26 protein-coding genes are annotated in these 21,975 nt (G+C 72.7%); 5 read left to right on the plus strand and 21 right to left on the minus strand.

The annotated features are described in order from the left end of the window. Positions 1-11: 11 nt before the first annotated feature. Positions 12-1,586 carry a long-chain-fatty-acid--CoA ligase gene (locus I4I81_RS29655; RefSeq protein WP_218600673.1) on the minus strand — a complete coding sequence of 525 codons (1,575 nt, stop codon included), beginning with the start codon at positions 1,584-1,586 and terminating at the stop codon, positions 12-14. Between the two features lie 299 nt (positions 1,587-1,885). Here I4I81_RS29655 and I4I81_RS29660 point away from each other — a divergent pair, with 299 nt between their 5' ends. Beyond that, a complete protein-coding gene (locus tag I4I81_RS29660) occupies positions 1,886-2,746 on the plus strand; it encodes an SDR family NAD(P)-dependent oxidoreductase (RefSeq protein ID WP_226363630.1) in 861 nt (286 codons plus the stop codon). A 34-nt stretch (positions 2,747-2,780) separates the two neighbouring features. Here the strand turns inward: I4I81_RS29660 and I4I81_RS29665 are convergent, their stop codons facing one another. The 9 genes from I4I81_RS29665 to I4I81_RS29705 all read right to left on the minus strand — a co-directional run bounded on the left by I4I81_RS29665 (position 2,781) and on the right by I4I81_RS29705 (position 11,078). Next, complete coding sequence (locus tag I4I81_RS29665; RefSeq protein ID WP_218600675.1) at positions 2,781-3,860, minus strand: zinc-binding dehydrogenase; 1,080 nt, start codon at positions 3,858-3,860, stop codon at positions 2,781-2,783. Continuing rightward, a complete protein-coding gene (locus tag I4I81_RS29670; protein ID WP_226363631.1) occupies positions 3,860-4,600 on the minus strand; it encodes an enoyl-CoA hydratase-related protein in 741 nt (246 codons plus the stop codon). Before I4I81_RS29670 ends, I4I81_RS29665 begins: the two co-directional genes overlap by 1 nt. A 23-nt stretch (positions 4,601-4,623) precedes the next feature. Next, positions 4,624-5,799, minus strand: a complete 1,176-nt coding sequence (locus I4I81_RS29675) for a CaiB/BaiF CoA transferase family protein (protein WP_218600677.1) — start codon at positions 5,797-5,799, stop codon at positions 4,624-4,626. Then, the gene (locus tag I4I81_RS29680; protein ID WP_218600678.1) at positions 5,796-6,836 is read right to left on the minus strand and encodes an acyl-CoA dehydrogenase family protein; all 1,041 of its coding nucleotides are present in this window, start codon (positions 6,834-6,836) and stop codon (positions 5,796-5,798) included. Before I4I81_RS29680 ends, I4I81_RS29675 begins: the two co-directional genes overlap by 4 nt. Further along, entirely contained in the window at positions 6,821-7,996 is a 1,176-nt protein-coding gene (locus tag I4I81_RS29685; protein WP_218600679.1) for an acyl-CoA dehydrogenase family protein, read from the minus strand. Before I4I81_RS29685 ends, I4I81_RS29680 begins: the two co-directional genes overlap by 16 nt. 1 nt (position 7,997) lies before the next feature. After that, positions 7,998-9,080 (minus strand): acyl-CoA dehydrogenase family protein, encoded by a 1,083-nt coding sequence (locus I4I81_RS29690; RefSeq protein WP_218600680.1) that lies wholly within the window; start codon positions 9,078-9,080, stop codon positions 7,998-8,000. Continuing rightward, a complete protein-coding gene (locus I4I81_RS29695; RefSeq protein WP_226363632.1) occupies positions 9,077-9,547 on the minus strand; it encodes an acyl-CoA dehydrogenase family protein in 471 nt (156 codons plus the stop codon). The genes I4I81_RS29690 and I4I81_RS29695 overlap by 4 nt, the downstream gene beginning before the upstream one ends. Before the next feature lie 68 nt (positions 9,548-9,615). Then, positions 9,616-10,278, minus strand: coding sequence for an acyl-CoA dehydrogenase family protein (locus I4I81_RS29700; RefSeq protein ID WP_226363633.1), 663 nt, complete (start codon positions 10,276-10,278; stop codon positions 9,616-9,618). Then, the gene (locus tag I4I81_RS29705) at positions 10,269-11,078 is read right to left on the minus strand and encodes an enoyl-CoA hydratase-related protein (RefSeq protein ID WP_218600681.1); all 810 of its coding nucleotides are present in this window, start codon (positions 11,076-11,078) and stop codon (positions 10,269-10,271) included. Before I4I81_RS29705 ends, I4I81_RS29700 begins: the two co-directional genes overlap by 10 nt. Before the next feature lie 107 nt (positions 11,079-11,185). Between I4I81_RS29705 and I4I81_RS29710 the strand changes: the two genes are divergently transcribed. Continuing rightward, positions 11,186-11,956 (plus strand): SDR family NAD(P)-dependent oxidoreductase, encoded by a 771-nt coding sequence (locus I4I81_RS29710; protein ID WP_218600682.1) that lies wholly within the window; start codon positions 11,186-11,188, stop codon positions 11,954-11,956. Positions 11,957-12,043: 87 nt separating this feature from the next. Here I4I81_RS29710 and panC read toward each other — a convergent pair whose 3' ends face one another. The 6 genes from panC to I4I81_RS29740 form a co-directional block, all read right to left on the minus strand. Then, a complete protein-coding gene (panC, locus tag I4I81_RS29715; RefSeq protein WP_226363634.1) occupies positions 12,044-12,922 on the minus strand; it encodes a pantoate--beta-alanine ligase in 879 nt (292 codons plus the stop codon). Between the two features lie 68 nt (positions 12,923-12,990). Beyond that, positions 12,991-14,025: an NAD(P)/FAD-dependent oxidoreductase gene (locus I4I81_RS29720; RefSeq protein WP_225924730.1), complete on the minus strand. Its 1,035-nt coding sequence runs from the start codon at positions 14,023-14,025 to the stop codon at positions 12,991-12,993. Positions 14,026-14,044: 19 nt separating this feature from the next. Next, entirely contained in the window at positions 14,045-14,224 is a 180-nt protein-coding gene (locus I4I81_RS29725) for a hypothetical protein (protein WP_225924731.1), read from the minus strand. Beyond that, positions 14,205-14,594 (minus strand): NAD(P)-binding protein, encoded by a 390-nt coding sequence (locus I4I81_RS29730; protein WP_226363635.1) that lies wholly within the window; start codon positions 14,592-14,594, stop codon positions 14,205-14,207. Before I4I81_RS29730 ends, I4I81_RS29725 begins: the two co-directional genes overlap by 20 nt. A 5-nt stretch (positions 14,595-14,599) precedes the next feature. Continuing rightward, entirely contained in the window at positions 14,600-15,022 is a 423-nt protein-coding gene (locus tag I4I81_RS29735; protein WP_226363636.1) for a hypothetical protein, read from the minus strand. Further along, entirely contained in the window at positions 14,992-15,234 is a 243-nt protein-coding gene (locus I4I81_RS29740) for a hypothetical protein (protein WP_218600685.1), read from the minus strand. The genes I4I81_RS29735 and I4I81_RS29740 overlap by 31 nt, the downstream gene beginning before the upstream one ends. A 621-nt stretch (positions 15,235-15,855) precedes the next feature. Between I4I81_RS29740 and I4I81_RS29745 the strand changes: the two genes are divergently transcribed. From I4I81_RS29745 to I4I81_RS29755, 3 genes are all read left to right on the plus strand, one after another. Beyond that, positions 15,856-16,050, plus strand: a complete 195-nt coding sequence (locus I4I81_RS29745; RefSeq protein WP_225926420.1) for an acyl-CoA dehydrogenase family protein — start codon at positions 15,856-15,858, stop codon at positions 16,048-16,050. A gap of 135 nt (positions 16,051-16,185) precedes the next feature. After that, on the plus strand, positions 16,186-16,560 hold the full coding sequence (locus tag I4I81_RS29750) for an NAD(P)-binding protein (protein ID WP_218600687.1): 375 nt from the start codon (positions 16,186-16,188) through the stop codon (positions 16,558-16,560). 3 nt (positions 16,561-16,563) lie between these two features. Further along, positions 16,564-17,805, plus strand: coding sequence for a flavin-containing monooxygenase (locus I4I81_RS29755; protein ID WP_218600688.1), 1,242 nt, complete (start codon positions 16,564-16,566; stop codon positions 17,803-17,805). Positions 17,806-17,892: 87 nt separating this feature from the next. Here I4I81_RS29755 and I4I81_RS29760 read toward each other — a convergent pair whose 3' ends face one another. From I4I81_RS29760 to I4I81_RS29780, 5 genes are all read right to left on the minus strand, one after another. Continuing rightward, the gene (locus I4I81_RS29760) at positions 17,893-19,080 is read right to left on the minus strand and encodes an acetyl-CoA acetyltransferase (RefSeq protein WP_218600689.1); all 1,188 of its coding nucleotides are present in this window, start codon (positions 19,078-19,080) and stop codon (positions 17,893-17,895) included. A 2-nt stretch (positions 19,081-19,082) separates the two neighbouring features. Further along, positions 19,083-20,531 carry an OB-fold domain-containing protein gene (locus tag I4I81_RS29765; RefSeq protein ID WP_218616480.1) on the minus strand — a complete coding sequence of 483 codons (1,449 nt, stop codon included), beginning with the start codon at positions 20,529-20,531 and terminating at the stop codon, positions 19,083-19,085. Continuing rightward, on the minus strand, positions 20,483-20,926 hold the full coding sequence (locus I4I81_RS29770; protein WP_218600691.1) for a MaoC/PaaZ C-terminal domain-containing protein: 444 nt from the start codon (positions 20,924-20,926) through the stop codon (positions 20,483-20,485). The genes I4I81_RS29765 and I4I81_RS29770 overlap by 49 nt, the downstream gene beginning before the upstream one ends. Then, positions 20,923-21,462 carry an FAS1-like dehydratase domain-containing protein gene (locus I4I81_RS29775; protein WP_218600692.1) on the minus strand — a complete coding sequence of 180 codons (540 nt, stop codon included), beginning with the start codon at positions 21,460-21,462 and terminating at the stop codon, positions 20,923-20,925. The genes I4I81_RS29770 and I4I81_RS29775 overlap by 4 nt, the downstream gene beginning before the upstream one ends. A gap of 70 nt (positions 21,463-21,532) precedes the next feature. After that, on the minus strand, positions 21,533-21,973 hold the full coding sequence (locus tag I4I81_RS29780; protein ID WP_218600693.1) for a MaoC/PaaZ C-terminal domain-containing protein: 441 nt from the start codon (positions 21,971-21,973) through the stop codon (positions 21,533-21,535). Positions 21,974-21,975 lie beyond the last annotated feature (2 nt).

Here is a 21,975-nt window from a genome sequence, read left to right on the forward strand (position 1 = left end):
CGGTCGCCGGCTCAGTTCACCCCCCGGTCCTTCCCGGCCCAGTACGGCGCCCGCAGCTCTCGCTTGAGGATCTTCCCCGCGCCGGACTTGGGCAGCGCGTCGGCCCGGAAGTCCACGGAGCGCGGCACCTTGAAGCCGCCGAGCCTGGCCCGGCAGTGCGCGATCAGGTCCTCCACCGCGGGCTCCGCCCCGGGCCGCGGCACGACGACGGCGTGCACGCGCTCGCCCCAGGAGTCGTCCGGGACCCCGATCACGGCCGCCTCCAGGACGTCCGGATGGGTGTAGAGCACGTTCTCGACCTCGGCCGAGTACACGTTCTCCCCACCTGAGATGATCATGTCCTTGACCCGGTCGACGATGAAGACGTATCCCTGCTCGTCGGCCCACGCGGCGTCCCCGCTGTGGTACCAGCCCTCGGCGTCGAGCGCGGCCGCCGTCTCCTCCGGACGGTTCAGGTAGCCGACCATGATGTTCGGTCCCCGGGCCCAGATCTCGCCGACCTCCCCGGGCGCGGCCCGGGTGCCGTCCTCGCGGTGGATCTCCACCTGCACCCCGATCACCGGCGCCCCGGCCGACCGCAGCCGGGCGGCGAACGGCTGCTCGCCGGCCGCCCCGCGCCGGTGGTCCTCCGGGGTGCACTGGGTGAGCAGCGGGGCGGCCTCGGTCATCCCGTAGAGCTGGCTGAACTCGCACGGCAACAGCTTCATCGCGGCCTGCTGGAGCTGGTCGGGCATCGGCGAGGCGCCGTAGAGCAGCAGTCGCAGGCTGGACAGGTCGCGGTCGGCCGTCCCGGGGTGGTTCACGAACATGTTGATCATCGACGGCACGATGAGCAGCAGGGACACCCGCTCGCGCTCGATGACCCGGCCCACCAGGTCGGCGTCGAAGCCGGGGACGAAGACGTGCACCCCGCCGATCCACGTCACCGCATAGGTCTGTGACCCGTCGGCGAGGTGGAACATCGGCCCGGCGTGCAGGTAGCGCTCGTCCGGGGTGTGCCGGATGGTGAGCAGCGCGTGCTTCGCGTTCGCGACCAGGTTGCGGTGGCTGAGCAGCACGCCCTTGGGTCGCCCGGTCGTGCCGCCGGTGTAGAAGATGCCGGCGATGTCGTCGGGGCCCGGGTTCACCGGGGTCGCCGGCGCGTGGGTGACCAGCACGTCGTGGCAGGCCATGCCCTCCGGCGCGGGCCCGGAGCCCATGTGCACGAGCGTGGTGAGCGTCGGGCACCGGTCGAGCAGCCTGCGCCCCACCTCCAGGTGCACGTCGTCCACGGCCAGTGCCACGGTGCCGCAGTCGTCGACGATGAAGGCGAGCTCCTCCTCGCTGAGCCGGAAGTTGAGGTCGTTGAGGATGGCGCCGATGGCCGGCACGCCCAGCCAGTACTCCAGGTGCCGGTGCCCGTTCAGGGCCAGCACGCCGACCACGTCGCCGGTGCCGATGCCGAGTGACTGCAGCCCGCCGCCGAGCGCGTCGACCCGCTCGGCCAGGGTCGTGTAGTCGAACCTGATGTCGCCGTCGACGACCGCGGTGCGGTCGCCCGCGACGAGCGCGGCCCGCTCCAGCGCCCAGCGCAGGGATTCGGTCATGGAAGAGCCTCCAGGCAGTTGGGTGACGGGTGTCACGATGGGCGAGGCAAGGCGCGGTGCACAGGTCCGATCGGGTGGCACGAGTCGGGACTGGCCGGTTTTTCGGTGTAATGATTATGCGGTGATGATGCGGTCAGGGGGACGGCGAAGTTCTCCCCACCGGCACCGCCCGCCGGGAGCCGGCCGGTCCACCGAGCCGGTCGATGCCGTGGAGCGACGTCATCGAATGCACACGCCGGGCGGCCGACCGGACGGACGACGAGCGCAGGGAGACGACGATGCCAGGTGTGGACGGACGGGTGGCTGTCGTGACCGGGGCCGGTCGCGGCCTCGGCCGCAGCCACGCCCTGCGGCTGGCCGCAGGCGGTGCACAGGTACTGGTGAACGATCCGGGGGTGGGTCGGGAGGGGGGTGGCGGCGACAGCAGCCCCGCGCAGGACGTGGTCGCGGAGATCACCGCGGCCGGTGGGGTCGCGGTGGCGGACCACCACGACATCTCCACCGACGACGGTGCCCGGGCAGCGGTCGCCGCCGCGGTGGAGGCGTTCGGCGGTGTGCACGTCGTGGTGAACAACGCCGGCATCCTGCGGGACACGACGTTCCACAAGATGACCACCGAGCAGTGGCAGGCCGTGATCCGGGTGCACCTCGACGGCACGGCGTTCGTCACGAGGGCGGCCTGGCCGCACCTGCGCGAGCAGCGCTACGGACGGGTGGTGATGACCACCTCGGGTGCCGGCCTGTTCGGCAACTTCGGGCAGGCCAACTACGCCGCGGCGAAGCTCGGCGTCGTCGGCCTCATGCACACCCTCGCGCTCGAGGGCGCGCGCTACGGCATCCGCGTCAACTCGGTCGCCCCGGTCGCGCTGACCCGGATGACCGACGGGTTGCTCGACGCCTCCACCGACCTCGACCCGGCCTGGGTGGCGGCGGCGGTGGGCTGGCTGTGCACCGAGGAGTGCGACCTCACCGCCGAGATCGTCCGGGTCAACGGGCCGCACTTCAGCCGGGTGCGGCTCGTGGAGTCGCTCGGGGTGGACTTCGCCGAGCCGCCGACGGACGACGCACTGGCCGACCGTTGGGCGGAGATCGCCGACATGGCCGGCGCGAAGCAGGGCGAGGCCGCCGTGGCCGTCGCCCGCCGGGCCGGATCGTCCTGACGGGGCACGCGCACGAGGCCGTCGAACCCCTCCGTCACGACCCCGCATCGGGCACCAGGGCGATCTTGACCACTCCGTCGCGACGGGAGCCGAACAGCTCGTACGCCTCGTCGGTGGCCGAGAGCGGCATCCGGTGGGTGAACAGTTGCGACAGGTCCGTCGAGCCGTGCTCGGCGAGCGCGAAGAGCCGGCGCAGGCGGTCGCTCCCCGCCGGACAGAGGCTGGTGACGATCTTGCGCTGGTAGAACCCGAGTCCGATCGGGACGTCGAGGCTGCGGTGCGCCGCGTAGACCCCGACGCTGGACACGGTGCCGTCCAGGCGGGTGCACTCCAGCGCCGCGGCGAAGGTCTCCTGCCGGCCGAGCGCCTCGATCGCGACGTCCACGCCGCGCTTGCCGGTCAGTTCCCGGATGCGGGCCACCGCGCCCTCGGGCTCGACGACGACGTTGGCGCCGAGCCGCAGCGCCAGCTCGGCGCGCTCCGGTACCCCCTCCACCGCTATCACGAGCCCCGCACCGTGCAGCCGGGCGCCCGCGGTGGCGCAGAGCCCGACGGGCCCCTGGGCGAAGATCGCGACCGTGTCGCCGGTCTCCACGTTCGCGCGCTCGACCGCGGAGAACCCGGTGGACATCACGTCGCCCGCCAGCAGGGCGCGCTCGTCGGACAGGCCCTCGGGCACCTTCGCCATGTTGATGGTCGCGCGCGGCACGACGAAGTGGTCGCCCTGGCAGCCGGCCAGGGCGTTGGAGATGCCCGGCACCCTGCCCAGGACCAGGCAGGCCTGCAGCTGCCCCCGCAGGCAGTTGCCGCACTCGCCGCAGCCGACCACGCAGGAGGCGACGACGCGGTCGCCGACGGAGAACCCGCGGACGTTCGCGCCGAGCGCGGCGACGGTGCCGACCGCCTCGTGGCCCATCCCGACCTGCTCGACGCCGCGGGGCATCGGGAACTCGTGCAGGAAGTGCAGATCCGAGCCGCAGACGGTGGCGAGCCGGGTGCGGAGCACGGCCTCCTCCGGGCCGGGTTCCGGGACGGGGGCCTCGCGCAGCTCGAGCTTGCCCATCCCGGTCTTCGTCCAGGTCCGGTTGACCGTCGTGGGTGTCGTGGTGGTCATCATCGTCCTCCGCTTCGCCTGCGCATCGACCACATCTGTGGTGCCCGCTCGGTCTGTACCGCCGTGTCCCAGCCGACCGCCGGCGGGCCGGTCTCCATCCGGAAGCTGCGTACCGCGGCCCTGGCCAGCGCCGGGTCCTTGGCCACGCCTGCGGCGAACTCCATGGCCCGGGCCTCGACGGCGCCGTCGTCGACCGCCTCCCAGGCCAGGCCGAGCGCGACGGCCCGGTCACCGTCGATCTCCGCGCCGCCCAGTGCCATCGCGGCCGCGGCCTCGCGCCCGGCCAGTCGCGACAGCAGCACGAAGTGCCCGCCGCCGGGGTGCAGCCCGATCCGCAGGAACCCCGACATCAGCCGGGCGTTCCCGGCGACCACGCGCATGTCCGTGGCCAGGGCCAGGTTCATCCCCGCACCGACGGCCGCGCCCCGGACCGCGGCGATGGTGAACGCCCGGACCCGGCCCACCCGGGTGAACGACTCGTAGATGACCGACAGCCCGGTGTAGGTGGCGTCGTCGGCCGGATCGGCACCCGCGCCGGCGAGGGTGCCGGTGTGCGCCCCGGCGCAGAACCGGCCGCCGGCGCCGCGGATCACCAGCGCCCCGACGCTGTCGTCCGCGTCGACCCGCTCCAGTGCCGCCACCATCTCGCCGGCCATTTGCGGCGTCAGCGCGTTGCGCCGCTCCGGTGCGTTCAGCGTCAGTACCGCGACACCGTCGCCGACCTCGAGATCTACCTCCACCGTTCCTCCTGTGCCCCGGTCGGTCATTCCGCGACCACGCCGGTCGCGATCAGCTCGTCGATCTGCTCGCCGGTCATCTCCAGCCCGCCCAGCACCTCCCTGGTGTGCGCCCCGGGCCGGGTCACCACCGGACCCGCGGTGGTGACCCAGCCGCTCATCCGCGGGACCGGGCCGACCTGGCCGGGCGCAGGCAGCACGCCGCGGCGGTGCGCGGTGGCGAAGGCGTCGGGGAGCGAGCGGACCGGTGCGACCGCGGTGTCGACCGCGCCGAGCCGGTCCAGCCAGGTGGCCAGCGGGGCGTCGGCGAAGGTCTCGGTGAACGCCGTGCGCATCTCGTCCCACCGGGTCGGGTCGTTCTGCAGCGCGATCAACTCGGGCCGGCCGAGCGCCGTGCAGAGGTTCGCGAAGAACTTCGGCTCCAGTGCGCCCACCGAGATCCACTGGTCGTCGGAGGTGCGGTAGCAGTCGTAGAAGGGCACCGCGCCGGAGAGCAGCCCACCACCCCAGGACGGGTCGGGCGCCCCGGCGTCGATCCAGGCGGGGACCACCTGGAGCAGGCTCAGCAGGCCCTCGTACATCGACACGTCGACATGGGTGCCGCGGCCGGTGCTCGCCCGGCCGGTCAGCCCAGCGAGGATGCCGAACGCGGCCAGCAGCCCGCCGGCGGCGTAGTCGGCGGCCATGTTCAGCGGGATCCCGGGACGCTGTCCTGCCCGGGTGCTGGCCGAGAGCAACCCGGCCTCGGCGATGTAGTTGAGGTCGTGCCCCGCGTGCTGGGCGAGCTCGCCGGTCTGCCCGTACCCGGTGAGCGAGCAGTAGACCAGTCCGGGGCTGGTGGTCGACAGGGCCGGGTATCCGAGCCCGAGCCGCTCGCAGACGCCCGGGCGGAAGCCCTCCACGAACACGTCACTGCGCGCGGCGATCCGAAGGGCGATGTCCAGGCCGGCCGGATCCTTGAGGTTCACCACGATCGAGCGGCGTGACCGGTGCAGGGGGCTGAGCCCGAGGCGGCGCGCCTCGCGTCCCCCGTGCACCCCCAGGTCGCTCACGCCGCTCCCGGGCCGGGCCGCGGGCGGGGCCTCGAGCGTGATCACGTCGGCACCGAGGTCGCCGAGCAGCGTCGTCGCGAACGGGCCCGGCGCGAGCGCCGAGAGGTCGAGCACCCGAATCCCGGCCAGTGGTCCCGTGCCTGCGGTCATGTCGTGGGCCTCCCGTGGTGTGACTGGTGGACCGGACCGTCGAACAACGCCGCGGCCAGGCGGGCCCGGTGCGCGGCCGGCGTCCCGCAGGCGAGCTCGAGCGCCTTGCCGCGGGTGAGCCACAGGTGCAGGTCGTGTTCCCAGGTGAAGCCGATGCCGCCGTGGCACTGCAGGGCGTGCTCGTTGGCCGCCCTCCCGGCATCGGAGGCGGCCACCGCGGCAACGGCCGCGGCCGCGGTGGCCTCCGGGTCGTCGGTGGCGAGCAGGTGGGCGGCGACCCGGACGGCGGGTCGGGCCATCTGCACGGCCACGTGCGCGTCGGCGAGGCGGTGCTTGACGGCCTGGAAGGACCCCACCGGGCGGCCGAACTGGTGGCGCTGCCCGACGTAGCCGACCGTGACGTCGACCAGGTGGGACGCGACGCCGAGCAGCAGCGCCGCGTTCGCCACGGCCGCCCGGTCGAGCAGCCGCAGGGCCGGTCCGGTACCGGGCAGCAGCGTGTCCGGCCCGGTGTCGGCGGTCACGCTCGCCAGCCGCCGGGAGAGGTCGAACGCGGGCTGCGCGACGCTGGTCCAGCGTCCGCGCTCGACGGCGTGCAGGCCGTCGGGTGCCGCCACGATCAGCAGGTCGGCGTCGGCGGCGCAGGCCACCAGCGGATGGCCGGGCAGCGCCACGGTGGCCACGGCCGCACCCGACGCGATGGCGGGCAGCCAGCGCTCGCGCTGGTCGGCGGAGCCGTGGTCGGCCAGCGTCAGCGCGGCCAGTGCGGTCTCGGCCAGCGGCACCGGCAGGGCGGCCCGCCCGGCCTCCTCCAGCAGCACCGCGACCTCCAGGTCGCCGCAGCCCAGGCCGCCGAACCGCTCCGGCACGGCGACGCCGAGGAAGCCGACCTCGGCGAGCTGGGCCCACAGCGCGCGGTCGAGCCCGGCGCCGTCGTCCCAGGCGGCGCGGACCCGCGACGGGGGGCACTGCGCCGTCAGGAAGGAGCGCGCCCCCGCGGCGAGCGAGCGCTGGTCCGGGGTCAGGTCGAGGTCCACCGGGGCTCCCTCGGCAGGCCGAGCACGCGCTCGGAGATGATGTTGCGCTGCACCTCGCTGGTGCCGGCGAAGATGCGGGCCGCCCGCGCGTGCCAGTAGCGGCGGTGCAGCCCCGGCGCGGCCAGGTTCAGCGACGCCTCCGGCGTCAGCTCGGCGAGCGGGCCGAGGATGCGCAGCGCCGTCTCGAAGATCCGGGCCTCCATCTCCGACCAGTACAGCTTGGTGATGCTCGCCTGGGCGTCGGTCGGTGCACCGGCCGCCATCCGGCCCGTCACGAGTTCGACGTGCCGACGGAACTGCTGCACCTCGACGAACCGCGCGGCGACCTCGTCGCGCACCACGGGGTCGTCGGCCACCCCGGCACGGTGCGCCAGCTCCACCAGGTCGTCGACGTCGCGGGCGAAGCGGGCGTGGTCGCCGAGCCCGCCGCGCTCGAAGCCCAGCGTGGCCATGGCCACCGCCCAGCCGTGCCCGATCCCGCCGACGACGTCGGCCAGCGGCACCCGGACCCCGGTGAGGAACACCTCGGAGAAGCCCGGCTCGCCGTGCAGCTGGCGGATCGGACGCAGCTCGACGCCGGGGGAGTCCATGGCGATCATCACGAAGGTCAGACCCCGGTGCCGTTGCTGCGCCGGATCCGTGCGGACCAGCGCGAACATCCACTGCGCGAACGCCGAGAGCGAGGTCCACACCTTCTGCCCGGTGATCACCAGCTGGTCGCCGTCGAGCTCGCCGCGGGTGCGGACCGCGGCCAGGTCGCTGCCGGCGTCGGGCTCGGAGAAGCCCTGACACCACAGCTGCTCGCAGCTGAGCATCCCGGGCAGCCAGCGCTGCTGCTGCTCGGGCGTGCCGAGGGCCATCACGGTGGGTCCGGCCATGCCCAGCGCCAGCCGGTTCAGGCGCACCGGAGCGCCCGAGCGCACGTACTCCTCCCCGAACAGGGCCTGCTCGATCAGCCCCGCACCGCCGCCGCCGTGCTCGCGCGGCCAGTGCAGCGCCGCGTACCCGGCGTCGTGCAGCTGCCGCTCCCACACCCGGTGCGCGGCCACCCCCTCCGCGGTGTAGGGCGGCGGCAGCGGCTCCGCCGGCACGTGGGCGGCCAGCCAGTCACGGGCCCGCGCGCGGAAGGACGTCTGCGCGGGGGAGTAGGTGAGGTCCACCTCAGATCCTCGTGATCGTCGGCCAGAGCTCGTCCGGACCGGCGGTGACCACCGCGCGTCCGAGCTCGGCGGCCCAGTGCTCGTCGGACCCGAACTCCTCGCGCCACGACCACAGCCGCCGCGTCAGGTGGTGCAGCCGGTGCTCCTGGGTGAAGCCGATCGCGCCGTGCACCTGGTGGGCGATCCGCGCCGCCGGGCCGGCCACCGCGCTGGTGCGGGCCTTCGCGGCGGCGACCGCCAGCCCGAGGTCGGCCGGGTCCGAGCCGCGCGAGAGCGAGGCGACGGCCGCGTCCGCGGCCGCACCGGCCGCGGCGGCCAGGCCCGCGAGCACCGCGACCTGGTGGGCGACGGCCTGGAACCGGCCGATCGGACGACCGAACTGCTCGCGCTCGCCTGCGTAGCGCACGGTCAGCTCCAGCACCGTGCCCAGCGCGCCGGCCAGCTGCACCGCCCTGGCCAGCGCCCCCAGCCGGTGGAGCTGCGCGGAGGTGCCCGCCGGGACCTCCGCGAGGTCGTCGGTGGGGATCTCCGACCCGGCCGCGACCAGGTCGTCACGGGGTTCGCCGGCCAGGTTGTCACCGGCGGCCAGCGTGAGATGCGCCGGGTCGAGCAACGCGACCAGCTCGGGACGGTGACCCCCGCCGACGCCGGCGACCAGGATGCGGGTGGCGAACCTGGCGTAGGGCACCCGCGGCGCGGTCCCGTCCAGCACCACCCCCGCCCCGGTCCGCCGGATCGTCAGCCCGGGACCGAGCGCGACCGTGCTCGGCCCCTGCGGGAACGCCAGCCCGGACACCGCGCAGCCGGCGGCGACCGGGAACAGCGCCTCGGCCAGCGGCACCGGCCCGGCGTGCGCGGCGACCACGCGCAGCACGGCCGCCGCGTCGGCCGGCTCCCCGCCGGACCCGCCGAGGTGCTCGGGCACCCCGACCGCGGTCATGCCGGCCTCGACCAGCGCGGCCCACAGCGGCTCGCTCCACGAGCCCTCGGCGGCGGCGGCGACCTCGGGCGGGCAGCGGTCGGCCATGATCTCGCCGACGGTCCGCTCCAGCAGCGCCCGGTCGTCGGGCGACCCCGCAATCATCGCAGCCCCAACCCGCGGGCCACGATTCCGCGCAGCACCTCGTTGGTGCCTCCGCGCAGGGTGAACCCCGGCGCGTGCAGCACGGCGCGGGCCAGCTCGCGGGCGAACGGGTCGGCCGCGGTGGCGCTCGGCTCCACCGGGGCCACGGAGCGCGCGACGTCGATGATCTCGTTCTCCAGCGTCGTGCCGATGTCCTTGACCAGTGCCGCGGCGACGTCGGGAGCCTCCCCGCGGTCCAGGGCCGCGGCGATCTGCACCGAGAGCCTGCGCAGTGTCCACAGCTGGGCGACCAGCTGCCCGATCGCCACCGCCTGGCGCCGGTCGTCAGGGTCGGCCACCCGGACGAGTGCGACCAGCAGCGGCAGCGTGGACAGGAACCGCTCCGGACCGCTGCGCTCGAAGGCCAGCTCGGAGGTGACCTGACTCCATCCGGAGCCGACCTCGCCGAGGACCATGTCGTCACCCACGAACACGTCCTCGAGGAGGACTTCGTTGAAGTGGTGCTCGCCGTCGAGCAGCCGGATCGGGGAGATGGTCAGCCCGGCGACCGCAGGTCGACGATGAACTGGCTCAGCCCGTCGTGGCGGGCGGCGTCGTTGCGCGGCGAGCTGCGGCACAGCGTGATCATGTAGTCGCAGTGGTGGGCCTGGCTGGTCCAGACCTTGGTCCCGTTCAGCCGCCACCCGGCACCGTCGCGCCGCGCCGTGGTCCGCACCGAGGCCAGGTCCGATCCACTGTCGGGCTCGCTCATCCCGATCGCGAAGAAGGACCGTCCTCGCGCCATCTCCGGCAGCAACCGCTCGCGCTGCTCCTCGGTGCCGTAGCGCAGCAGCGCCGGCCCGCTCTGCCGGTCGGTCACCCAGTGCGCGACCACCGGCGCCCCGGCGGCGAGCAGTTCCTCGATCACCACGAAGCGGTGCAACGACGGCTGTTCGTGGCCGCCGTAGCGGCGCGGCCAGGTCATTCCCAGCCAGCCGCGGTCGCCGAGCCTGGCGGAGAACCCGGTGTCGAACCCGGCCAGCCAGGCGTCGCTGGTGCTCTGGATGGTGCCGCGATCGCGCTCGGCCCGGAGGAACTCGCGGACCTCGCCCCGCAGCGCCTCGGCCGCCGGTGGCAGCCCGGCGTCGGGCAGCCGGATCGTCGCGGTCGACGTCGACGTCGACGTCGTCGTCGACGTCGCGGGCATGCTCAGCGCCACGGCGAGAAGTCGGGCTTGCGCTTGTCCATGAAGGCCTGCGAGCCCTCGGTCTGCTCGCCGGAGGCGAAGAAACCGGGGTTGACCTGGTTGAGGATGGTGAACCGCTCCTGCTCCTCGCGGATGTGCGCGGTCGAGTCGTCGAACGATTTCTTGATCAGCTTGAGGACGGTGGGACTGAGCGCGAGCAGCTCCGCGCACCAGCGTTCGACCTCGGCGTCGAGTTCGTCGGCGGGCACGACGGCGTTGACCAGGCCCCAGTCCAGCGCCTGCTGCGCGGTGTAGCGGCGGCAGAGCATCCAGATCTCCTTCGCCCGCTTCATCCCGACGACCGTCCACAGGTGGCTGACCAGCCAGCCCTCCGCCGGGCTGGCCACGCGCGGGCCGTTCTGACCGAACACCGACCGGTCCGAGGCGATCGTGAAGTCGGTGACGTAGGCCATGTGGTGTCCGCCGCCGATGGCGTAGCCGTCGACGCGGGCGATCACCGGCTTGAGGCACTCGCGGAAGGCGCGGTAGAGCTCCTTCATCAGCTTGTCGAACGAGTCGTCGCCGGCGCGGAAGGTGTCCTCGTTCTCGACGCTCACGTCGCCGCCCGCGGAGAACGCGCGCTCGCCCGCGCCGGTCAGCACGATCACGCCGGCCTGGCTGTCCGCGCCCGCCCGCCAGATCGCGTGTGCGAGCTCCTTGACCGTGTGCGGGGTGAACGCGTTGAGCTTGTCGGGGCGGTTGATGGTCACCCGTGCGACCGCGTCCTTGACCTCGTACAGGATGTCGGAGTATTCCTCGACCGTTGCGGTCATGATCCGGCGCCTCCCTTGTCGGGTATGATGATTACGAGGATCGTAGGGATGTCGTGGGGGCAAAGTCCACCACTCGCCCGGCCCACCGATGACGCTGAGGAGACGACATGACCGGTGTAGACGGACTGCCCGCGGACGGGGACGCCCGCCGGGTCGCATTCGTGACCGGCGGCGCCGGGGGTATCGGCACCGCTATCTGCCGGCAGCTCGCGGCGGCGGGCCGCACCGTCGCCGTAGCCGACCTGTCGCGGGAGGCGGCCGAGAAGGTGGCCGCCGACATCGACGGCATCGGCGTCCCGCTCGACGTGACCGACCCCGACTCCGTGGCGGCGGCGGTCGCCGAGACCACCGAACGGCTCGGCGCCCCGACGATCGTGGTCAACGTGGCGGGCTGGGACGAGCTGAAGCCGTTCCTGGAGACCGACGAGGACTTCACCCACAAGGTGCTGGAGATCAACTTGAACGGCCCGATCAGGGTGCTGCGGGCCACCCTGCCGGCCATGGTCGAGGCCCGGTACGGCCGCGTGGTCAATATCGCCTCCGACGCCGGCCGCGTGGGATCTTCGATGGAGTCGGTGTACTCCGGGGCCAAGAGCGGCGTCATCGGCTTCACCAAGACCATCGCGCGGGAGTTCGCGAAGTACGGCATCTCGGCCAACACGGTCTGCCCCGGGCCCACCGACACCCCGCTTCTGCGCCAGATCACCGCCGGTGAGCGCTCCGGCAAGCTCATCGCCGCGATGACCAAGGCGGTGCCGATGCGGCGGATGGGCACCCCCGACGACGTCGCGCCGGCCGTGGTGTTCCTCGCCTCGGACGCGGCGGGCTACATCACCGGGCAGACGCTGTCGGCCAGTGGCGGGCTGACGATGAGCTGACGTGCCCTCGACGGGCCCACGACGCGGTCGACCGTCACGCCGGGTACGTCGCGCCGGACACCCGACCGAGCCGGTTCCGGTGTGTCGCTACAGGTGCAGGCCGATGTTGTCGATGAGGTGGGTCGTGCCCAGCTGCGCGGCCACCAGCAGCCGGGCCGGGCCGGGCCCCGGGTCCACGTCCAGCGCGGCGCCGCGCAGCTCCAGGTAGTCCACCGCGAGCCCACCGTCCCGGTCGAGTACCGCCCGCGCGGCGTCGAGCACGGCGGCCGGGCCGTCCGCCGCCGCGGCGGCACCCGCCGTCAGCGCGCGGAACAGCGTCGTGGCGCGGGACCGTTCGGCCGGGGTGAGGTACACGTTGCGGCTGGACAGGGCCAGCCCGTCCGGCTCACGGACGGTGGGGACGGGCACCACGGACAGCGGGAAGTTCAGGTCGCGCACCATCCGGGTGATCAGCGCGAGCTGCTGGTAGTCCTTCTCGCCGAAGTACGCGAGGTCCGGGGCGACGATGTGGAACAGCTTCGCGACGACGGTGAGCACCCCGGCGAAGTGGCCGGGCCGGACCGCGCCCTCCAGCTGCCCGCCCAGCGGACCCGGCACGACGGTGGTGTCCGCGCCCTCCGGGTACATGTCCGCGACCCCGGGCAGGAACACCAGCTCGACGCCCTCGTCCCGGCACGCGGCGAGATCGGCCTCCAGCGGTCGGGGATAGCGGTCGAGATCCTCCCCGGCCCCGAACTGCAGCGGGTTGACGAAGATCGACACGACCGTCGCAGGGTCGTCGTCGGCCCGGCGGGCGTGCCGGATCAGCTCGCGGTGCCCGGCGTGCAGCGCACCCATCGTCGGCACGAACGCGATGCTGCGGCCGGTCGCGCGCAGGGCCCGCACAGCGGTGGAGATGTCCTCGGGGGTGTGGTGGACCTGCGGCCCGCTGCCGGTGCCGTGCACGGGTGTCCGGGTGCCGTCCACTGGTCTCCTCCTCGTCGAGGTTAGGCGGTCGGACGGCGTCTCGGGCCCGCGCAGGCCCGCCGGGCCGCTCAGACCGACGGGTGCCGGTCGAAGCCCTCGTAGCCGTTCGCCGCGACATCCTCGCATGTGCGACGGTAGAGACCGAAGCTGCCGAAGAAGGACAGGGGCCTGCGCGACTTACCGGGGATGTTCGCCCCGTCGTACCAGCTCCCCGATGGACCGGCCACGATGCGCTCGGCCTGGGCCCGCACGTGGTCCGCCCAGCGCTGCTGGGCCTCGACCATGGCGAGGTCGCGGCGCAGGGTGTCCTCGATGCAGGCGGCGATCCACTCGACGTGGTGCTCGATGGACACCGGCAGGTTGCCGAAGGTGGCGCCGGGGCCGGTGATGGTGAACATGTTGGGGAACCCGGCGACGGCCAGTCCCAGGTAGGTGCTCGGCCCGTCGGCCCACACGTCGCGCAGCGCCAGGCCGTCGCGACCGGTGATGTCGATCCTCGTGAACGGTCCCGTCACGGCGTCGAAACCGTTGGCCAGGACGAGCACGTCGAGTTCGACCTCCCGGTCGTGGTCCGAATGCCCTGCGGGGTCACCTCCTCGATCGGTGTCTCCCGCAGGTCGACGAGCGTCACGTCGTCGCGGTTGTAGGTCTCGAAGTAGTGGGTGTCGATGATCGGCCGCCGGCCGCCGGCCGCCGAACGGATGGTGGGCCGGCATCAGCTTCGCGACCGTGTCCGGGTCGGACACGGTCGCGCGGATCTTCTGCCGGACGAAGTCGGCGGCGAGGTCGGCGGCCCTGATGTCGGTGAGCAGGTCGCGGTAGGAGCCGAACACGAACCGGAACCCGCCCTGCTCCCACAGCTCCTCGAACGTCTCCCGGACCTCCCCGGGGGTGGCCTCCAGTGCCGAGCGGCCGTTGTGCTGCCACGGGAAGCCGCTGAGCGACCACTTGGCCTTCGCCCAGATCGCGTCGTAGTCGGACCTGATCTCCGCCAGCACGGCACGGTCGACGGTGTGGTGGCGCGCGGGCACCGTGAACTGCGGGCTGCGCTGGAAGACGTGCAGGTGCGCGGCCTGCTCGGCGATCACCGGGATGGCCTGCACCCCGGTGGAGCCGGCGCGATCACCCCGACCCGCCGGCCCGCGATGTCCACGGGCTCGTGCGGCGGCGTCCGGTGTGGTGGCACTCGCCGGAGAACGTGTCGAGGCCCGGGATGTCGGGCGTGTACGGGGCGGAGGCGAGCAGCCCCATCCCCGTGACGAGGAACCGGGCGCTGACGACGTCACCGGCGCTGGTCCGCACCCGCCAGATGCCGTCGGCGTCCTGGTACCGCGGCCTCGACGCGGGTGCCGAGGCGGATGTCGCGCAGCAGGTCGAGCCGGTCCGCGACGTGCTCCAGGTAGGCGAGGATCTCCGGCTGGCGCGGGAACTTGCCGCTCCACTCCCATTCCTGCAGCAGCTCCTTCGAGAAGGAGTAGCAGTACACGTAGCTCTCGGAGTCGCAGCGCGCCCCCGGGTACCGGTTCAGATACCAGGTGCCGCCGACCCCGTCGGCCGCCTCGATCACGACGGCCCGCAGGCCGAGCACGTCACGCACCCGGTGCAGCATGTAGAGGCCGGTGAAACCGGCCCCGACGTCGACGTCGACGTCGGTGCGGTTCGATCCGGCCACGGTGCTCATCTCTGGGTCTGCTGGGCTCGGTTCAGCCCGTCGAGGACGATCTCGACGTATCTGCGGCCGGTGTCGCGGGCGGCCATCGGTCCGGGTGCGGTACCACTGGTAGGCCCAGGCCGACATGCCGATGATGCCGAGGCCAGCACCCGGGCCGAGGCCACCGGAAGGAACGAGCCGTCGGCGATGCCGGCCTCCAGGATCGTGACCACGTGCTGGTCGAAGAAGATGGTCTGGTGGGTGGGCTCATCCCGGGGTCGGGTCACTGACCCGCCGGCGGATGTGCGAGCGGACACCGGTGTGTGCTCCGGGCGGCCGTGGTCGGGCCACGGCTGGACAGTGGGCAGCAGCTCGCGCATCTGCCCCTCCCGGCCCTGGTGCAGCAGCGGGGTGAGGATCACACCCGGGCAGATCGCGTTGACCCGCACGCGGTGTGCCGCCGGCTCGACCGCTGTCGCCGGCTCAGGTTGATCACCGCGGCCTTCGCCGAGGAGTAGGCCTGGGGTCCGGCGCCGCCCGGCAGGCCGGCGACGGCCTCCACCCGGACGGCGGCCCCGTCGGGGCCGAATGTGGTGGACAGGCAGCTCCACACCGCGCCGACCTTGAGCGTGCCGAGCAGCAGCGCCCAGGGCACGGGCAACCGGGCATCATCGTGAACACGCGGTCGCCCGCCCGGTGCCACCCCGAGCTCGCGCAGCGCACGGCGACCCGGTCGGAGGTGTCGGCCAGCTCGGCGAAGCCGACGTCGCGCGACGAGCCGTCGGCCCCAGTCAGCGGATCGCTCGTGCCCCGGAGTGACGGTAGCGGTCGCACACCTGGACCACGAGGGTCATCCGGCCCGGCACCCGCCACCGGAGCCCTGGGCGATCTCGGCGTCGCCGGTGTCGCGCAGAGCTGAGTAGCAGTCCGTGTCGACGTCGGTGACGGGGACTCCCGTTCAAGGGGTTGTGACATCATCAGATTATCGTCCTGATCGTCCTGATCGTCCTGATCGTCCTGATCGTCCTGATCGTCCAGGTCGGCAAGGGCTGCCCCCATCGGGTGGACGACGTGGATCTCACCCGACCGTCGTCGACCCAGGCGCCGGTGCACGCGCGGGGCGCGAGCAGTTCGGGCAGGCCGACCGGAGACTCGCGGACGATCGCGCAGACTGCCGGCGGACATGCAGACCGCGGCGGACGCCGCCCGCCTGTCGACCTACCGGGCCGCGACGCTGGTCGCGCGGGACGGCCCGCTCGGCCGCAGGTGGCGATGAGCCGAGCTGTTCCGGTCCGAGACCTTCGTCGACGTCGCGAACGAGGGCATGCAGGTGCTCGGCGGCTGCTCCTCCATGACGGAGGTTGCGAGGCAGCGCCACGTCCGCGACGTGCGCATCACCATCACCATGGTCACCGCCGACACGTCGCAGATGCAGTGCAAGCACGTCGTCCAAGGCATGGGCCTGCGTCCGCGCTGAGCGCGGGCACATGTCCCGTTGCGCGACACCTTCCGCACCCGTTCCTGTCGCACGATGGGCTCCGGGCGCGTGTGACGTGGCCCACCGCACCGACCCGGGGTGGGAAGACCGCCCGGGGTCACGAGGGGAGCATGCATGAGTCAAACCCAGTCGGACACGGTCGAGGAGCTGGACGTCCTCGTGATCGGCGCCGGTTTCGCCGGCATCTACCAGCTCGACCGGCTGCGGTCGCTCGGGTACTCGGTGAAGGTCTACGAGGCCGGATCGCGGATCGGCGGCATCTGGTACTGGAACTGCTACCCGGGCGCCCGCGTCGACAGCGACGGGCCGATGTACCAGTTCTCCCGCGAGGACCTCTGGCAGGACTGGGAGTACTCCGAGCGGTTCCCGGATTGGAGCGAGGTCCGGAGGTACTTCGACTACCTCGACGAGAAGCTGGACCTGAGCAAAAACATCCGGTTCGACTCCAGGGTCACCTCGGCCGAGTTCGACGAGGGCCGCAAGCAGTGAGTCGTGCGGGCCGCCGACGGATCGACGGTGCGGGCCACCTTCCTGGTGCCGTGCACCGGTTTCGGCTCCAAGCCCTACATCCCGCCGATCCCCGGGCTGGAGTCCTTCCGCGGTGAGTGCCACCACACCGGACTGTGGCCGCAGTCCGGTGTCGACCTCACCGGCAAGCGCGTCGGGGTGATCGGCACCGGGGCCAGTGGCGTGCAGGTCATCCAGGAGGCGGCCCGCGACGCGGCCGAGCTCACCGTCTTCCAGCGCACGCCCAACCTGGCGTTCCGGATGGGCCAGCAGACGCTGACCCCCGAGCAGCAGCAGGAGATCAAGGACGGCCAGGCGGCCCGGTACGCCATCCGCACCACGACCTTCGGCGGCTTCGACTACGACTTCCTGCCCGTGTCGGCCCTGGACGTCACGCCCGAGGAGCGCGAGGCCACCTACGAGCGCATCTGGGGCATGGGCGGGTTCACCTTCTGGCTCGGCACCTTCCAGGACGTGCTGTTCGACACGAAGGCCAACGACACCGCCTACGAGTTCTGGCGGAAGAAGGTGTGGGAGCGGGTGGACGACCCGGCGGTCGCCGAGAAGCTGGCACCGGCGGTCCCGATCCACCCGCTGGGCGTCAAGCGCCCGTCGCTGGAGCAGAACTACTACGAGGCCTACAACCAGGACAACGTCACCCTCGTCGACCTGCGGGAGAGCCCGATCGAGGAGGTCACCGCCACCGGGGTGCGGACCGCGGCCGGCGAGGTGGAGCTCGACGTGCTGGTCCTGGCCACCGGGTTCGACTCGGTCACCGGCGGGCTGACGGCGATCGACATCCGAGGCACCGGCGGAATCACCATGCGGGAGAAGTGGGCCGACGGCGTCAGCGCCTACATGGGCGTGGCCACCGCGGGGTTCCCGAACCTGCTGTTCCTCTACGGGCCGCAGAGCCCGTCGGGGTTCTGCAACGGGCCGACCTGCGCCGAGATCCAGGGCGAGCTGATCGTCCGGATGATCGACGACCTGCTGCGCAGCGGCCGCACTCGGGTCGAGGCCGAGGTCGACGCGGAGAACGCGTGGCGCGAGCACGTGGCCGAGCTGGTGGTGCCCTCGCTGTTCGACCGGGCCGACTCCTGGTACATGGGGGCCAACATCCCCGGCAAGACCCGGCAGATGCTCAACTACCCGGGCGGCCTGCCCACCTACCTCACGAAGTGGGAGGAGTCCGCCGCGAAGGACTACGCGGGGTTCACGATCACCTGATCGGGTGCCGTCGGGTCGGCGTCGACGCCGACCCGACGGCACGGGACCGGGCCCGTCGCAGGGCCGACGGTGGTCCGCTGCGGGGCGTCAGTCCCGTTCGGCTCCGACGATCGAGGCGAACGAGACGCAGGCGCCCGGCGCGCCTCCGAGGTTGTGCGTCATCCCGAGCCGGGGGCTCGCGAGCTGCCGCTCGCCGGCCTCGCCCCGCAGCTGCAGCCACATCTCGAACAGCATCCGCAGCCCGCTGGCGCCGATCGGGTGGCCGAAGGACTTCAGGCCGCCGTCGGGGTTGACCGGCAGGCCGCCGTCGAGGTCGAAGAAGCCCCCCAGGACGTCCTTCCAGCCCTGGCCGCGCTCGGAGAACCCGAGGTCCTCCATCAGCACCAGCTCGGTGGGGGTGAAGCAGTCGTGCACCTCGGCCATCGAGATCTCGGTGCGCGGGTCCTTGACCCCGGCCTGCGCGTAGGCGTCCTCGGCGCAGCGCACGACCTCGGTGAACGTCGTGTAGTCGTAGGCGGGGTCGAGCGGTCCCTCGGCCGGGCCGGCCACGAACGACAGCGCTTTGATGTAGATCGGCCGATCGGTGTAGCGGTGGGCGTCCTCGGCCCGCACGATCAGGGCCGCGGCGGCGCCGTCGGACACCCCCGAGCAGTCGAAGATGCCGAGCGGGCCGGCCACCAGCGGCGAGCAGGAGATCGTCTCCTTGGCGACCTCGGAGCGGAACTGCGCACGGGGGTTCTTCGCCCCGTTGAGGTGGTTCTTCCAGGCGATGTGGGTCATCACCTCCTTCATCACGTCCGCGTCGACGCCGTACTTCTTCGCGTACGACGGGGCCAGCAGCGAGAACATCGCGGGTGCGGTGAGCTCGGACTCGGTGCCGTCGTTCGCCGGGGTCGGGATGACCAGACCGGAGAACCCGGAGTCCTTGAGCTTCTCCACCCCGACGGCCATCACGCAGTCGTAGGCGCCCGACGCCACCGCGTACGCGGCGTTGCGGAACGACTCCGAACCGGTGGCGCAGTAGTTCTCCACGCGGGTGACGGGCCGGTAGCCGATCTTGAGCGGCCGGGACAGGGTGAGGCCGGAGGACCCCGACGCCATCGTCCCGAGCCAGAAGGCGTCGATGTCGTCCTTCTCGACGCCGGGCACGGAGCCGATGCACTCGGTGACGGCGTCGATGAGCAGGTCGTCGACCGAGCGGTCCCAGTGCTCGCCGAAGGGGGTGCACCCCATGCCGACGATGGCGACCTTGTCGCGGATACCGTTGCTGGCCATGACTAGTGCTCCTTCCTGACGGGACGTGCCTTCCAGAAGTAGTTGTGCACGCCGCCGGCGGTGTGGAAGCGGCGGAAGGTCATCTCCACCCGGTCGCCGATCGCGACCGCGGCCGGGTCGGCGTCGGCGAGCTGGCACCCGTAGCGGCCGCCGCCGTCGAAGTCGATGACGACGTCGACGACGGGCGGGGCGAGGGAGAAGGCCAGCTTGTCGATGGTGAACGTGGCCACGGTGGCCCGGGTGGCCGCGAGCGGGACCGGCTCGGCGCGGTCGACGGCGCCGCAGTGCACGCACACCCGCTGCGGGGGGACGTTGACCGTCGAGCAGGACAGGCAGCGCGAACCCTCGAACGCGTACTTCCAGCGCTGCGAGCGCGCCGCCGGCGGTCCGGCCGGTCGCTCCGGGTCGGGGCGGCGCGGGGGCTCGCGGTCCAGGAACCCGCGCCAGGTCAGGAAGTCCGGGTAGGACACCTCCCGGGAGACGGCGAGCTGGTCGCGCACCCCGTCGCCGGTGGGGCGGCGGGTGATCGCGTCGGTCACCCGCAGGACGGTGGCGTCGGCCCCGTCGGCGGCCACGACGAGCAGGACGGTGTCACCCGGCGCGGCCCGGTCCAGGACGTCGGCGAGCACCAGACCGGCATGCGCGGCACCGGCGAACCCGACCTCCTGCTCCAGCGCGTCGGCGCGCGAGGGCTTCGGGAACGCGCCGAGCGCCGCCCGGGCCGCCCGGGCCTGGGGGGAGGACACGATGACGTGGGTCGGCGCCTCGAGCTGCGCGGACTTCAGGGCCCGCGTCACGGCATCGTTGATCAGCGGCAGGTAGGCCTGGGTGCCGAAGCGCTCCTCCCACACCCGGCTGTAGGGCTCGCCCGGCACCCTCCAGCGGTCCAGGAACTCCGCGGACACCGAGGCCTGGGCGACGATCTCGGCGAGGACCCGCTCGCCGGTGCCGAACGCGAACGCGACGGCGCCGTCGCCCCCGGCCGTCTCGTCCGCCGAGCCGGGACGCCCGGTCCGGATGTCGGACAGCACGGCCATCCCGCCGGTGGCCGCGGCGGCCCGCAGGGCACCGGACGCGCCACGGACCGCCGCGCCGAGGTCGGTGGCGAAACCCTCCCGGCTGCCGCCCAGCGCCGCGTGGATCGCGGTGGCGTTGGTCTTGTCGGCGTAGGCGGGTGCGGTGGTGGCGAAGTAGAGCGACTCGGGCAGGGGTGCGCCCCACAGCGCCCGGCGGGCGGCCTCGACGCCCATCGACGTCGAGTCCTCGTCGTAGGCGGCCACCGTGCGGGTGCCCGTGCCGCCGCCCTGGCCGAGGCTCGCCCGGATCGCCGCCCGGTCGAGGCGGTGGAAGGGGAGGTAGGCGCCGTAGGAGACGATGCCGCGTCGCCCGTCGGAATCCATGATCACCCCTGCCCGGTCGGGAGCTGCAGCGTCGCCTCGCTGGGCACGCACGGCCCCTCCTCGCTGGAGACCATCAGCTCCAGGTCGACCAGGCCGGTGCCGTCCACCTCGCGCTTGCCGACGACACGTCCGGTGAGGGTCGCGGTCTGTCCCGGGTAGATCGACCTGGTCATCGAGATCTTGCGCCGGCGCAGCAGCGCGTCCGGACCGGCCCAGTCGCCGAGCCCGCGGTCGATGAAGCCGTGGAAGAACAGGGTCGAGAGGTAGATCGTCTGCTGGCCCTGGCTGCGTGCGTACTCGGGATCGTGGTGGCCCGGGAACCAGTCCCACGTGGCGGCGGCGTTCATGCAGATCCGCTTGTAGGTGACCGGGATCGAGACCGGGGTGATCTCGTCGCCGACCGCGACGTCGTCGAACCGCAGTCCCGCGGCGGTGCTGGTGGTCATGCCTGCTCCTCGGTCCCGGCTGCGGGGTCGGCGATGTCGTAGCGGAACAGCACGTTCGTGTTGCGCGCGATGACCTCGCCGTGCTGGTCGCTGTAGGTGGTCAGCGAGGTGATGAACACCCCGGTGCCGATCCGGGTCGTCTTCTCCGGCGACACCGAGACGATCTCCTCGACGATCGACACGTGGTCGCCGATCCGCGGCCTTCGCTCCAGCTCGGTGGTGGTGGAGGCGTTGATGATGTGGTGTCCGGGCAGCGGCACGTTGAGCGCGAACAGCGAGTCGTCGCGGTGCAGGTGCTCGGGGGTCCACTGCGGGTTGAAGCCCAAGGTCATCAGCAGGCCGGGCGGGCACTCGTCACCCTCCCAGTACCGCGGGTTCGCGTCCTCCACCAGCGAGCAGTAGTACAGGACCATCGACCGGTCGATCGGGAACCAGGCCTGCTTGGGCTCCGAGGTGCGACCGGCCCAGGCCCAGCCCTCCTCGATCGTCCCGAAGGCCATCCCGAGACCGGTGACGTCGGTGGTCGCAGTGCTCACGGTCGTCCTTTCCGTCGGTGGTGTGGTCCGGCCGGAGAACCGGACCGGTCTGCTGGTAGGCCGCCGCGCACTAGGCGATCCGGGCGACGGCGGTCGCCCTGATCGCCGGGTCGCCGTTCTGGCGGGTCACGACCAGCGCGAGGTCGGCGAGCCGTTCGCCGTCCTGCTCGCGGATGTCGGTGACGGTGCCGGTGAAGCCCAGCACGTCGCCGGGCCAGACCTGACCGGTGAAGCGGATCCGGTAGGCCCGGACGGCGGCCAGACCCACCCAGGCCGCCAGCCGCTGCCCGAGCAGTCCGCCGTGCAGCAGGCCCATCCCGAACACCCCGGGCATCCCGGCCGAGCGCGCGAACTCCTCGTCGTGGTGGATCGGGTTGAAGTCCCCGCCGGCGCCGGCGTACCGGACGATGTGCGAACGGGTCAGCGGGCCGAACTCCGAGGCCGGCATCTCGTCGCCGACGGCGAGGGCGACGGGGGCGGTGGGGGTCGTCACCCGGGTGCTGCTGCTCATCG

Origin of the sequence: Pseudonocardia abyssalis (assembly GCF_019263705.2) — a bacterium.
GTDB classification, from domain to species: Bacteria; Actinomycetota; Actinomycetes; order Mycobacteriales; family Pseudonocardiaceae; genus Pseudonocardia; species Pseudonocardia abyssalis.

Bases quoted from the DNA above. Each gene is read 5' to 3' on its own strand.
- I4I81_RS29655 (WP_218600673.1), bottom strand. From the start codon at position 1,586: ATGACCGAATCCCTGCGCTGGGCGCTGGAGCGGGCCGCGCTCGTCGCG.
- I4I81_RS29665 (WP_218600675.1), bottom strand. From the start codon at position 3,860: ATGACCACCACGACACCCACGACGGTCAACCGGACCTGGACGAAGACC.
- I4I81_RS29675 (WP_218600677.1), bottom strand. From the start codon at position 5,799: ATGACCGCAGGCACGGGACCACTGGCCGGGATTCGGGTGCTCGACCTC.
- I4I81_RS29690 (WP_218600680.1), bottom strand. From the start codon at position 9,080: ATGATTGCGGGGTCGCCCGACGACCGGGCGCTGCTGGAGCGGACCGTC.
- I4I81_RS29705 (WP_218600681.1), bottom strand. From the start codon at position 11,078: ATGACCGCAACGGTCGAGGAATACTCCGACATCCTGTACGAGGTCAAG.
- I4I81_RS29710 (WP_218600682.1), top strand. From the start codon at position 11,186: ATGACCGGTGTAGACGGACTGCCCGCGGACGGGGACGCCCGCCGGGTC.
- I4I81_RS29750 (WP_218600687.1), top strand. From the start codon at position 16,186: ATGAGTCAAACCCAGTCGGACACGGTCGAGGAGCTGGACGTCCTCGTG.
- I4I81_RS29760 (WP_218600689.1), bottom strand. From the start codon at position 19,080: ATGGCCAGCAACGGTATCCGCGACAAGGTCGCCATCGTCGGCATGGGG.
- I4I81_RS29770 (WP_218600691.1), bottom strand. From the start codon at position 20,926: ATGACCACCAGCACCGCCGCGGGACTGCGGTTCGACGACGTCGCGGTC.
- I4I81_RS29780 (WP_218600693.1), bottom strand. From the start codon at position 21,973: ATGAGCAGCAGCACCCGGGTGACGACCCCCACCGCCCCCGTCGCCCTC.